15 protein-coding genes are annotated in these 12,116 nt (G+C 65.2%); 3 read left to right on the top strand and 12 right to left on the bottom strand.

The genetic code is table 11. The features are described from left to right. The first annotated feature begins 1 nt into the window (after position 1). Entirely contained in the window at positions 2–574 is a 573-nt protein-coding gene (locus PV768_RS06830; RefSeq protein WP_157242838.1) for a hypothetical protein, read from the top strand. Between the two features lie 59 nt (positions 575–633). Here PV768_RS06830 and PV768_RS06825 read toward each other — a convergent pair whose 3' ends face one another. Continuing rightward, entirely contained in the window at positions 634–1,260 is a 627-nt protein-coding gene (locus PV768_RS06825) for an FMN reductase (protein ID WP_421092609.1), read from the bottom strand. A gap of 217 nt (positions 1,261–1,477) precedes the next feature. On the opposite strand from PV768_RS06825, the gene PV768_RS06820 reads away from it, so the two are divergent. After that, positions 1,478–2,023, top strand: a complete 546-nt coding sequence (locus PV768_RS06820; RefSeq protein WP_157240205.1) for a hypothetical protein — start codon at positions 1,478–1,480, stop codon at positions 2,021–2,023. Between the two features lie 98 nt (positions 2,024–2,121). Here the strand turns inward: PV768_RS06820 and rplI are convergent, their stop codons facing one another. The 4 genes from rplI to rpsF all read right to left on the bottom strand — a co-directional run bounded on the left by rplI (position 2,122) and on the right by rpsF (position 3,910). Next, positions 2,122–2,574 (bottom strand): 50S ribosomal protein L9, encoded by a 453-nt coding sequence (gene rplI / locus PV768_RS06815; protein WP_013602898.1) that lies wholly within the window; start codon positions 2,572–2,574, stop codon positions 2,122–2,124. 17 nt (positions 2,575–2,591) lie between these two features. After that, entirely contained in the window at positions 2,592–2,831 is a 240-nt protein-coding gene (gene rpsR / locus PV768_RS06810; RefSeq protein WP_003800144.1) for a 30S ribosomal protein S18, read from the bottom strand. A gap of 127 nt (positions 2,832–2,958) precedes the next feature. Further along, on the bottom strand, positions 2,959–3,534 hold the full coding sequence (locus PV768_RS06805) for a single-stranded DNA-binding protein (RefSeq protein ID WP_157240203.1): 576 nt from the start codon (positions 3,532–3,534) through the stop codon (positions 2,959–2,961). Positions 3,535–3,604: 70 nt separating this feature from the next. Beyond that, positions 3,605–3,910, bottom strand: coding sequence for a 30S ribosomal protein S6 (gene rpsF / locus PV768_RS06800; RefSeq protein ID WP_013602900.1), 306 nt, complete (start codon positions 3,908–3,910; stop codon positions 3,605–3,607). 341 nt (positions 3,911–4,251) lie between these two features. Here rpsF and PV768_RS06795 point away from each other — a divergent pair, with 341 nt between their 5' ends. After that, positions 4,252–5,205 carry a metallophosphoesterase family protein gene (locus PV768_RS06795; protein WP_421092608.1) on the top strand — a complete coding sequence of 318 codons (954 nt, stop codon included), beginning with the start codon at positions 4,252–4,254 and terminating at the stop codon, positions 5,203–5,205. 57 nt (positions 5,206–5,262) lie between these two features. Here PV768_RS06795 and PV768_RS06790 read toward each other — a convergent pair whose 3' ends face one another. From PV768_RS06790 to PV768_RS06760, 7 genes are read right to left on the bottom strand one after another with little or no spacing between them, the layout of a single operon-like run. Beyond that, positions 5,263–6,339, bottom strand: a complete 1,077-nt coding sequence (locus PV768_RS06790) for a hypothetical protein (protein WP_421092607.1) — start codon at positions 6,337–6,339, stop codon at positions 5,263–5,265. Next, complete coding sequence (locus PV768_RS06785) at positions 6,336–6,551, bottom strand: hypothetical protein (protein ID WP_421092606.1); 216 nt, start codon at positions 6,549–6,551, stop codon at positions 6,336–6,338. Before PV768_RS06785 ends, PV768_RS06790 begins: the two co-directional genes overlap by 4 nt. Continuing rightward, on the bottom strand, positions 6,548–6,898 hold the full coding sequence (locus tag PV768_RS06780) for a hypothetical protein (RefSeq protein ID WP_421092605.1): 351 nt from the start codon (positions 6,896–6,898) through the stop codon (positions 6,548–6,550). Before PV768_RS06780 ends, PV768_RS06785 begins: the two co-directional genes overlap by 4 nt. Further along, positions 6,895–8,673 (bottom strand): glycosyltransferase, encoded by a 1,779-nt coding sequence (locus tag PV768_RS06775; RefSeq protein ID WP_157240196.1) that lies wholly within the window; start codon positions 8,671–8,673, stop codon positions 6,895–6,897. Before PV768_RS06775 ends, PV768_RS06780 begins: the two co-directional genes overlap by 4 nt. Further along, complete coding sequence (locus tag PV768_RS06770; protein WP_157240194.1) at positions 8,670–9,953, bottom strand: MATE family efflux transporter; 1,284 nt, start codon at positions 9,951–9,953, stop codon at positions 8,670–8,672. The genes PV768_RS06775 and PV768_RS06770 overlap by 4 nt, the downstream gene beginning before the upstream one ends. Next, positions 9,950–10,762, bottom strand: coding sequence for a glycosyltransferase family 2 protein (locus PV768_RS06765; protein ID WP_323057975.1), 813 nt, complete (start codon positions 10,760–10,762; stop codon positions 9,950–9,952). The genes PV768_RS06770 and PV768_RS06765 overlap by 4 nt, the downstream gene beginning before the upstream one ends. 13 nt (positions 10,763–10,775) lie before the next feature. Beyond that, positions 10,776–11,876, bottom strand: coding sequence for a hypothetical protein (locus PV768_RS06760; RefSeq protein WP_321214815.1), 1,101 nt, complete (start codon positions 11,874–11,876; stop codon positions 10,776–10,778). Positions 11,877–12,116 lie beyond the last annotated feature (240 nt).

Genomic DNA, 12,116 nt, shown 5'->3' with positions numbered 1-12,116 from the left:
AATGGAATCGCTCGTGATCCCTGTCCTTATCCTCCTGGCCGTGGCTGCCGGAGTCTCCCTGGCTGCCCGCGCCATCAGCAGGCGAAAGGCTTCCGCCGGTGCGGCATCCACGTCGCCGCCCGTCAGTTCCGCCGAGCTCGCCCGCCAGGCGGCCACGAAACTCTCCGAGGACCAACACCGGCGGCTATATGCCCTGATTGCCCAAGGCCAGGCCATGGCCGCCATCAAGCTCTACTACGAGGTCACCGGGGATGGGCTGCGCGCGTCACGCGATGCCGTCGGTGCGCTGGCCGCCCACCCCCAGCCCTACCGGGGCCCCGAGGCAGTGCCGCCGGCCACTGAGGACGACGAGGACGATGAGCCGCAGCGGTTCCCTTACCGCTACCGGGCCATTGCGAGTAAAGGCGACGTAACCCGCGAGGTCAGCAGCAATATGCTCAACGACGAGATCTACGGCCGCATCCGCACCCTGGCCCGCAATGGGGACACCGAGGCGGCTGCCACCGCCCTTACCCGCCATTCCGATATCTCCATGAAGCAGGCCAGGGAGTTCATCGAACTGCTGGACGACTAAGCCCGGCTGGACTCGTGAAAGGGCCTACTGGAAGTTGGCTTCGCTCGCGGCGGGGAACTTCAGGCGTTTCCGGAGATGCCCGCCAGCAGCTGCTCGAATGGCAGTGACTCCATGGGAACATGCTTCCGGCCCGGCTGGGACCCCTCCATCAGGCGGGTAAATTCGCCGGCAGCGCGGTCGATGCGGGCGGCAAGGGAGGACCCGTCGTCGTCCGCGGTTCCCCAGTCCTGCGGGCCGGCGAAGACGCCCGTGGGCGCAATTCTGGCGCGCAGGTAGCTGAAGAGCGGGCGGAGCGCGTAGTCCAGGACCATCTGGTGGCGCTCGGTGCCGCCGGTGGCGCCGAGCAGGACGGCCTTGCCGTCCAAGGACTTGGGGTCGAGGACGTCGATGAAGGATTTGAACAGGCCACTGTAGGACGCGCTGAACACAGGCGTCACGGCGATGATCCCGTCGGCGGCTTCCACCCCTGCGATGACCTCTGCGAGGCGCGGAGCAGCGTAGCCGGTGACGAAGTTGTTGGCGATGTCCACGGCAAGGTCCCGGAGTTCGACGACGTCCACGGTCACGTCATAGCCGGCCGCGCCCAACTGACGTTCAGCCGACGCTGCCAGCTGGTCGGCAAGCAGGCGGCTCGACGACGGCACGCCCAAGCCGGCGGAAAGGACTGTGATACGGCGGGTTTCCATGACGGTCTCCTGTTGCTCGGTAGTTCGTATACAAGTTACATGCATTTGCATGTTTACATCCATACAGGCAAACCGGGGAACGTGCCAGGTTATTCCCTTGTCCCGCCGGGGAGTAGAATCGCGGCAGGCTGGGTCGTCGTCGCAGCCGGTGCCTGGCGGTCCGATGCGACACCTTCTGTATGCTTGCGCAGGGTCTGCCCGATCGAAAGTCACCACCATGCTCAGTAAACTCAGCCCATTCGTCACCGCGCTCCTCCTCGGCGGCCTCGCCGTCACCGGAGCTGCCCCCGCCAACGCGGAGCTCGTGGAACGCTACAGCCTCGATTTTTCGACCAGCGGACTAAACGACGACTTCTGCGGTTCGGGGCTGCAGGTCGCATTCACCTATGACCGGACCGGTTCGGGCTCAACCATGACCCGCGGCGAGGATAGCCTGCTGTGGGTTCAGGAGAAGCTCAGGATCGTCCAGACATTCACGTACAACGGGATGACCGTGACCGACATCCAGCCGAACACGCTGGCCAAAGACCTCAAGATCGTCGACAACGGGGACGGGACGCTCAGCATCACCGTGCTGCTCACCGGAGAGAATCGGCTGATTGGAAGTGACGGCAAGATCCTCGCCAAGGGCGACGGCCAGGTCCGCAGGCTCCTCACCATCGACCAGGCGTCGGGCAACGTGATCAGCGACGAGCTGATCTTCGGTTCTACGGGTACGAACGACGACTTCTGCGAAGCAATCCTGGCTCACTGGGGCGTCTGACCCGGTTGGCCCGTCCACGGTCCAAAGACAAGAGACCCCCGCTGCCGGGATCCGGCGACGGGGGTCTTTGTACAGTCAGGACTGTTGAGTCGTTATGACTACTTGCCTGCCACTACATCGAGTTCGATGACAGCGGCAACATCCTCGTGCAGACGGACGTTGGCCTGGTACGAACCAACCGACTTGATGTGGACCGGCAGTTCAACCTTGCGCTTGTCGATGCGGCCAAGGCCAGCGGCCTCAACAGCGTCAGCGACGTCGCCCTGCTTGACGGTGCCGAACAGGCGTCCGGTTTCGCCAGCCTTGACGACGAGCTTGACCGGCTTGGACTGCAGTGCAGCAGCCTGCTTCTGAGCGTCTTCCAGGGAAGCGTGCTCGCGGGCAGCGCGGGCAGCCTTGATGGACTCAACCTGCTTTTCGCCGCCCTTCGACCAGGTCAGGGCGAAGTTGCGGGGCAGCAGGTAGTTACGGGCGTAACCGTCCTTGACCTCGACAACGTCGCCAGCAGCACCGAGTCCGGTTACTTCGTGGGTCAGAATGAGCTTTGCCATGTTAGTTAATCCCTTCCTTAGCCGCGGCCAGCGCCGGAGTAAGGCAGCAGAGCAACTTCGCGGGCGTTCTTGATTGCCTGGGCGATCTTGCGCTGTTCCTGCACCGTAACGCCAGTGACGCGACGGGCGCGGATCTTTCCGCGGTCGGAGATGAACTTGCGCAGCAATGCTACGTCCTTGTAGTCGATGACAGTGATGTCAGCGGCCTTCAAGGGGTTGGACTTTGGTTTGGGCTTACGGAGTTCAGCCTTAGCCATCGTGGAGCTCCTATTCTAGGGAGCCCGTGGATGTTGATCCACGGGATGGTGGTGGTCCGACGGCGGCAGCCGCCTTGGTGCGCTTTGGCACTGTGGCGGGCCCGGCGTCGGACCTTAATGGGGTGTGTTAGAAGGGAGGTTCGGAATCGGGGCCGTTGCCCCAGCCACCTGCACTGGACACGCCGGGCGTAGCCCAGGGATCGTCCTGCGCAGCCTGCTGGTTGCCGCCGCCCCAGCCTCCACCGGAGTTGCCGCCCTGGTTTCCACCAGAGTTGCCGCCTCCGAAGCCACCGCCGCTGTTGCCGCCGCCGAAGCCGCCCTGGCCACCCGCGCCGGAGCGCTGGGTGCGGTTGACCTTGGCATTGGCATAGCGCAGGCTGGGGCCGATTTCATCGACCTCAAGCTCGATAACGGTGCGCTTTTCGCCTTCTTTGGTTTCGTAGGAACGGCTCTTCAGGCGGCCGGTAACGATCACGCGCATGCCCTTGGTAAGGGACTCGGCGACGTTCTCGGCTGCTTCACGCCAGACAGCCGCGCGGAGGAACAGGGTTTCCCCGTCCTTCCACTCGTTGGACTGGCGGTCAAAGGTACGCGGGGTGGAAGCGATGGTGAAGTTCGCTACTGCCGAACCTGACGGTGTGAACCGCAATTCCGGGTCATTGGTGAGATTACCGATGACCGTAATGGTGGTTTCGCCTGCCATCTACTGCCTCCTTGTTCGATCCTGTGAAGAGTGCGTTCCTGCGGGTGAAGAATGAAGATCAGTGCTGAAATTACTCAGCAACAACCTTCTGCTCTTCGGGGCGGGTGATCTTGGTGCGCATGATGGTCTCGTTAAGAGACAACTGGCGGTCAAGTTCCTTGGCGGTTTCCGGCTTGGCGGTGAAGTTCACCACGGCGTAGATTCCTTCGGACTTTTTCTTGATTTCGTAAGCCAGGCGGCGTCGGCCCCAAATGTCAACCTTCTCGATGGTTCCACCATCGTTGGTGATGACGTTCAGGAACTTCTGAAGCGACGGCTCAACGGTACGCTCTTCGACCTCGGGGTCGATGATTACCATCAATTCGTAAGGACGCATATGTGAACCCACCTCCTTTGGGCTAAGCGGTTACGGCATTTCCGTAACAGGAGGTTCATTTGCGATTCCGTGCGATGCCCCGCCAGAAGGGAGGCAGGGCGCAGCACAGACTTCACCATCTTAGTGCATGTGGCCCGGATAGGCGATTTGCTCCTGACCCAAGGCTAGGCGGCCGGCAACGGCCCGGAAAGCGCTGGTGCGGCGATGTGGAAAACTCCCACGGCGGGGAAGCCCCTATCATCTGACGTATGGGTAAACATTTGGTCGCCCTTGGCGCAGCGGCAATCTTCCTGGGCGGCTGCTCGGCCCCTCCACCTCCACCTCCGCCCCCGACAGCAACGGTGACTGTGCCAGCGGACGACGCAGCAACCACCCCGGCCACAACCGACGGCGGAGGGACCACCCGGCAAGCGTCCACTGACGCTTTCGATTTCGCCGCAGCAGGGGACATCAACCCGGAAGGGAACACGTCCGCGGCGTCGCCCAGTGGCAGGAACGCCGCGTCCATTGTCGCCGGCCTGAACGACGGCACGCTGGACAACTTCATCGCTTTGGGTGACTTTCAGTACGACAAGTCAGTGTGCTCCGCGCTCGGCGCTTATGACCAGCTGTGGGGACCGGCCAAGTCCAAAACATACTGGGCGGCTGGACCGAACCACGACGTCAAGCCCGGCACGAACGATGAGCTGGACAAGTATATGAACGGTGAGTGCGTGTCCGCCACGAAAAGCGCAACCAACAGCCACCTTGGCCGATTCGTGGACGCCCTCGAATGGTACTCATTCGATAAGGGCAACTGGCATTTCCTGGTAGCCCCTACCGCCACCTGGCGGTATGACGCGACGCGCGCGCGGGCCATGACGCGTGAAATGGATGCCGACCTCAAGGCAGCCAGGGCGGCCGGCAAGCATCTGGCCGTCGTTTACCATGACCCCTACTTCACTTCTGACACATCCAGCCATGACCGCTTCGCTGAGGCCAAACCGTGGATTGATGTGTTCTGGACAAACCGGGTCCGGATACTGCTTTCGGGCAGCCAACACAATTATGAGCGAACGTGCCCCCTGAACAACGCGGACCAGTGCGTTGCGGACGGGATGCAGCAATTCCAGGTGTCCACTGGTGGAATCGGCCTCCGGGAATTCACCGGCAGCCCCTCTTATGTGCAGAAGAGGTTTAGCGACACATGGGGTCACCTAAGAATGAGCCTCAAGGCTGACGGCTCTTATACATGGGAATTCCGGGCTGTTTCCGGCGGAATGCAGACTGACAGCGGGTCACGAAGCGGGGGCTGATTCAACGCCAGTGTAGGTGGGCCGGGACCTCGCCACGTGGGTGTGCACCCCGCCCGGTCAGTACTCTGACACCGGTACGGCTGAACCGCCGTCCGGACGCCAATACCGCAAGCCGCCGTTCGTGGAGCCGTCGCGGGCGACGTCTATCACTGCGTAGGGGAACGCCTGACGATCCCGCCGGTCAGGTCCGCGACCGCGGACGTCCGAACACCACGTGCCTGTGTTGACGTACCGGGTTGTGCACGCCTCCAGCTCCGCTTCGAGGGCACGGTGGGTGTGGCCCGATACGTACCAGGCCACCCCGGAACCATGCTCTTCGAGGGTGCGCGCGACCCGACCCGCTGCTGCAGGAGGCTCCTCGCCTGCGGTCCTGCGCCCGGCTGCCGCGAGCACCATGCGAGTAGCGGCGCGCGGGAGCGCCGACACCGTCCGGAACCGGGACAGGCGTGCCAGGTCCCGAACGGCCGCCTCGTCGAGCGCAAGGCGGAATGACTCGGACTGCAACATTTCGTCGTACGCGGGCTCCCGGATGCGACGTTCCGCCAGTTCGGACGCCAGGCAGGACCGGGCAACGGCCCCGGCCCGGCTCAGGCGCGAGTTCGACGGGTGGGCGTTCCAGGCGGCGAGCGGTGGCAGGTTCAACTCGTCGGTCCCGTTGACCGCCGAGCGGAGCACCTCAGGAATCCGGTGCAGCGCGTGGTGCTGGTGCCCGTGCTCGGCCACGAGCACGTGGGGCACGTGCAAGAACCACGGGTGCACCCGGACCCGTGTGGGCTCGCCGGGTGACAGTAGCGCTGACAGGCGGGCGGCGACCGACGGCCGGGCCAGCTCGACGTCGTGGTTGCCGCATACGAAGTGCAGCTGCACGCCGCGGGCCGCACACGCTTCCAGCGCCCGGAACGTGTCAAGGTGCCGGGCGAGGATCGACTCGAGCCGGGCAAGGCTCTCGTCTTCGGCCAAGCCGACCAGCTCAAACGTGTCACCCACGAATGCGACGTGCCGCTGCGTACCGGCTACCGCAAGGACCTCGCGGCGCAGGAAACCGGGAAGCACTGCGCTTGGGCGGCGGGGGTCGTCATCCGATACGCCCAGGTGGAGGTCGCTGAGGAGCCACCACCGCGCCGCACCGTTCACGTGAGCAGTCCCACCACGCGCGGAAGGAAGAGGACGAGATACATCGCCCACATGACACCGACCACCCTGCGGCTCATCGTCAGGCCGACGAGCCTCGTGGGCCGTTCGGCGTCCGGTCCCGCGCGTCGGATCTCAAGCGCGACAAGGGTAACGAGCAGGGCGATGGTGATGAGCAGGGCGGCAATCGCGAGCAGTCCCGCCAGATCGATCATGACACAACCTCCTGTCGTGCGCGTGCCATGCACGCGCCAATGGTGATGACGCCCATCGTGACGACACACGCCTGCCACGACCACACAGCGAGGTAGAACATCGCGGTGGACACCGCGGTTAGCGTGGCGAGGCCGAGAGCCAGAACAAGCAGCCCGCGAAGGGCAGGGTCGGTAACCGACGTGAGTCGGACCAGTGCCTGCCCTGGCAGCAGGATAAGGACGGCTGTCGCGGCGACCACCTGCAGCGGCGTCGGCAGCCCTACGAGCGTCACCAGTGACAAGGCGAGGGCCGCGAGACCGAGGACCAAGGTCGGCCGGCTGATGGGGCGGCTGATGGGGCGGCTCATGGCGTCACCCGGTAGGCGCGGGCGTCTGCATTGCTGAACACTAGTTCCACTCCATCCTGCGCGCTTAGCCACGCCTCCAGCTCGGCGAAGCCGCCGGCGCTGCTGGCGCCCCGAAGCACAAGACTCGCTTCCGACGAGCGGGTGAGCAACAAGACGGCACCGGCAGGGTTTTTCCGGGCATTGTCGTAAACGACTGGGCCGCACGCCGCCGTAGACAAGTCGGACCGGCACATGTAGTCCATGGTCCGATACGGGTGCTCGAGGTAGGCCTCGCTGCGCCACGGCGTCGGGGGGGAAGCCGAGATGATCGTTGAGCCGGGCGGCGCGAGGCGCTGTACGGCGGCGACGGCAGCGATCTCGTTGTCGGTGAAGACGTCAAACTGGGCGTTCCCGAACCGGCCTGTCACTGTCAGCAGGCCCAACAGGCAGAACGTCAGCGCGAGGCCCCCCGCGGCACGGAGTGAGGGCTGTGTCCTGCCTTCAGTGGGAAGCAGGATCGAGCATGCCTGCAAAGCGATGAAGGGCAGAGCGAAAAGCGAGACGCGGATGAGCATTTCCCCGCCGTACAGCTGCACGGGGAAGAGCAGCAGGGGGGTGACGGCAAGGAGGACTACACGGATGTCGAACCGCCCCCTGCGCCAGTCGCGCACCGCGCCCGCCGCGGCAAGCGCCCACAGCAGGAGGGTGAGAACGACCCTGGCCTGCACCACGAGCACGTGCCCGGCGGTCCCGCTCACGCGGTCGACGACGTTGGCATTGATTGCGGCCAGCACACCTCCTTCCGCCAGGGGCGGGTTCCCGGCGAGGTATGCACTGGCGGGGTAGGCGAGCCAGAGTGCCAGCAGGACCGCGGTGATCAGGGGCAGCCGGCCGGGCCAGACATGTCCGCTCAGGGTGAGAGCGGTGAGGGAAATGAGCAATAGGAAAGGCGTCAGTTGATGGCTCGCGCAGATGACCGCGATGAGCACGAGAGCCACCGCGAGGGCGCTCACCCGGTACCCTGGCCGGGGCTCAGCCGGGGACCGCCCTTGCCACCACGCCGCCACGTCGACATCTCGGAAGCCGCGGAACTTGGGGGGCCGCGCGGCCAGCGGGCCGACGACAAGTGCGATCACGACGAGGTACAGGAAGAAGCCGAAGGCTTGGGGAGACAGGTAGTCCTGGTCCTGCCAGTTGCCGAGGCAGAAGAGCCAGAGCACGAGCCAGCGCCGTCGCGGATCCTGCGTAAGGTAGCGCATCAGCACGCCCAGGGCAGCGAGCCACAGACCCACGTTGAGCACCGGCGCCCACAGGGCAAGGGCTACCGGGTCGAGGCCGGTTGCCTTCAGTACTGTCGCCAGGAGGGCGAAGAAACCCGGCCAGTTAAAGTAGGCGTCAATGTCGGGGTCGATCCCCTGGCTGCGCGAGAGGGCGTCGGCAATGCCGAGATGACGGAACGCGACCTCACCACGCGGTACGTCCGTGACGAAGGCTGCCGTCCCGAAGAGCACGAGCACCAACACCAGCACCAGCCACATCAAGACCGCCCGGCCTGCCGGACCTGAGGCATCCCCTCGCAGGGCCACAACGAAGGCAACGTTCAGAATCAGGACCCCTGCCCAGAACGGGTAGGGGAGCACGGCAACGAGCCCCAGGTCGCTGTTCACGGGAACGGCGACCGTGGAAGCGGCCCACACGGCAAGCGCCAGCGACACGACCCCCGCCAGTGCGCACCACGCGTCACGGGCCTTCCAGCGTCCTCGGATGCGGCTGGGCGCATCAATCGTGGTTGTCATCGTGACTCCTTCGTGACACGCCGGAGAACGGCGATTAACCGGAGGCCGGCAGCAACAGCTCCAATGGAGAGCACCACCAGCCACGCAAGGGCCATGGCGCCGGGGCCCGCTTCGGCCTCCAACAGCGCTGACGCGCAGAGGGCCACCCCGAGCGTCACGCCGACCACGATCGGCTCTGTGTAACGGCCGAGAGCCCGGCACACGGCGTTGTAGGCCTGCAGCACCGCGTACGGCACCAGTCCGGCCGCCAACCACCGCAGAGCGTCAGCGGATGCGTCAGCGTACCGCTCCCCCAGCAGACTGAGCAGCGGGTGAGCGAGGAGGACGAGGACGACTGCCGCCAGACCTCCTATGGCGAGCGACCAACGGAGACTCGCCCAGGTTGTAGCCACCAGGCGGTGAGGGTCGCGGACACCTTCGGAAAACTGGACGATGCCCATCAGCATCGGAGCGGAGTAGGCAGCCCAGGCCATCATCCATGCGGGATACCAGTAGGCAGCGATCTCAGGCGCCACCGTGTGGGCCAGCAGGAGCGGCAGCACCAGCCCGGGGGCGCGCTCGGTGAGGGTGAGGAGCTGGTACGGAATACCCACCGCCAGCAGTGGACGGCCGCGCGTCGAACGCAAGGATGGTCGCGGCCGATAGCCAATCAGTTTTCGCAGCTGGATCACACCGACGACGCACGCCACTGTATTCCCGAGGGTCCAGCAGGCCATTACCACGTCGGCGGAGGCGCCATGCGCCTGCCAGGCCACGAGCGCTGCAGCGCCGAGGGAAACCCCGCCGCCCAACGCATACCTCAAGGTCGCGCTGGCCCCGCGTCCCAGCGCCACCAGCGCTTGGTCCAGCACAATCACCAGGGTGCCGGTGACGGCAGCCGCAAGGAACGTTAACCAGAAGAGAACCGATGCCGACGCCGTGTCCGGCGCCACAGCCGACTGCAGCACGAGATAGCCGAGGGCCAGCACGGTGCCGGCTGCCCCCACGATGGCGAACGCCGCGTCCAGCACCCGCGCGGGCGGCTCCCCTCGTCCCACCGCAACGATGACAGCGGACCCGGCACCCAGAACCGCGAGCTGCGTGCAGATCATCACTGCCGCGACCGCGGCCATGGCGAGCCCGACCTCACGGTCTGACGTCGCGCGTGCGGCCACGACCCAGAAGGCAAAACCCCAGCCAATCTGGGCGGCCTTGCCCACAATGAGGCCGATCGAACTGCGCAGGGCGGAGTGCCGGACAGTTGAGGGGTCCGTGACCGCGGTCCCTAGTTCAGCGGTCATGACGCCAGACCTTTCGCCAGGCCCGCATAGTTGTACCAGCAGAAAGCGATGTAGTAGCGCAGCCACCTGGGCTGGCCGGAGGCGAGGCTCAAGACGCTGCCCCGGATAGCCGCGGCGGCAGGAAGCAACGCCAACCTCGCACCGCGCCAGCCGTGCTTGCGGATCATCCGTCCCAGTCCCGTTCCGTCCATCAGGAACTGGTCCAGGGCGAAGTCAAAGTCGTCGGCGGCAAAACGATGTTCGACGACTACCCGCTGTGACACCGCCGTCCGCAGCCCTGACTGCCGCATCCGCCAACGGAGCTCGATGTCCTCGCCCGACTTGAACGAGTCGTCGAAACCCACACCCAGCATCAGGTCTCGGTCGACCATCGTCGCTACGAGCCCGAACCAGTTGCGGCTGCGGCCGGTGCGATGGTGATGTGCCAGCGCCTGCCCCCAGTAGCCCGGTCCAGCGACACTTTCCAAACCGGCCTGGAGCGCGTCGTAATCGCCCTCGACGAGCTCAGAGAGCAGGTCGGCGACTCCGTGTGGCCCGAACACGACGTCAGAGTCGACGAGCAGGACCCAAGGGGTCCTGCTGCTCTGCACACCGAGCGTTCGCGCCCACGGCAAACCGCGGCCTTCATCACTCAGGACCCGGGCACCTGCCGCGAGGGCGAGGTCGACCGTACGATCGGTGGAGCATCCGTCCACCACGATGATCTCCGCTACGCCGGACTGACGCAGGGCCTCCAGGCAGCGTGGGAGCATGTGCTCCGCGTTGCGGGCCGGAACGACCGCGGTGACCTCGGAAGGGCTGTGACCCACTGTGCCCACCCCCTCAGATCTGCTCGTCCAGGACCGACGGCAGCAGCTCCTCGAGATACCGGACGATATCGTCAGACGCTTCGTCTGCCGTGTACGCGGAGGGCACCTGCAGCAGGTGGCAGGGCCGTCCGTCGAGCGCTTTGTTCAGGACGACGCCTTTTGCGGCGAAGTGCTCGCGCCAGGGGACGACGGATGTAGCGGCCAGGCCTGTCACGACATGCTGCGAGAAGCTTGCCATCTCGATGTGGAAGTTGCCGATCATGCGGTCGACCATCCACTCGGTTGTCCGCTCGACAATCCTGGACCGGGAGCCCTCATAGCGCTCGATGTAGATGGCCGCCGCAAGCGGAGCCGTCGTCGTCACTTCCCGGCCGGGAAACGCGGTCCCGGCATCAACCATGCGGTGCTCCGGCGACCAACGCCGGGAGAAGTCCGCGAGGCGCGGGTAACGGATGACGTACGGATGCACCACCGTGGTGAGGCGGCCGACACTCTTCGAGAGCTGAGGCGGGACGAGCGGCTTCCGGACCCCTTCAAACAGGTGCGGGTAGATTTTCCGGTGGTGCGGCTTAATGAACATCGGCTTCGCGTAGCCGAGCAGCGTGGCGTCCTCGGCGAGAAAGGCCCAGTCATCGCCCATGAACGACCAACCCTCGCGCCGCATCAGCTTGGCCGCGGTGCTCGTCTTTCCGGTCCCTCCGGCGGCCGGAAGCGCGATCGCGTGACCCCGGTACGCCATGGTTGCGGCGTGGATCATGCCAGCTCCGCGGCCGACCATTGCGGCATCGAGAACAGGGACCACGGAGGTCAACAGCTCGCCCGGTCCGTGAATGCGCCACTGCTCCCCATCCCTCACGATCTGGAGTCGTTCGGCCTGGAAACGCACACTGTTTTCCGTGTACGCAAGCTCATGCTCAAGTAGGCCAGCATCCGGCATCGGCTCCGGCCGGTCATCGACCACAATGTTGGCCGGCAGTTCGGTGTCTGTGGCGAAACACGCCAACATGCTCTTGAGCTGCGGCGCTGCCGGTGATTCTGCGTCGACGCGGATCGCGACGCGGCCGTGAATGTCGAAGTGCAAGGCCTTGGTCTTGGGCTTGGTCTGCCTGTACATGGTGTCCCCTGTCTAGTGGTGTCCGATCGGTGATGTTGCTGAGGTGGACGGCGCCGGCCATGTCGGCCGGCGTCCGCCTACTTCGTCAGCGTGAGGATGAGCGTGGGTGCGTTCGTGCTGCCGGCCTCCTTGGAGTTCAGGTCCAGGCCGTCACTGCTGCTGGTGTCCATGCCCAGTGAGAGTTGTTGGCCCAGCTCACCGGTGAGGCCGCTGACGGTCAACGGAACGTTATACGTGGTG

The organism is Pseudarthrobacter sp. CC4 (assembly GCF_048957775.1).
Classification (GTDB): Bacteria; Actinomycetota; Actinomycetes; order Actinomycetales; family Micrococcaceae; genus Arthrobacter.
The sequence above is the reverse complement of the archived record's forward strand: the minus strand, read 5'-3'. Positions and strand labels throughout refer to the sequence as shown.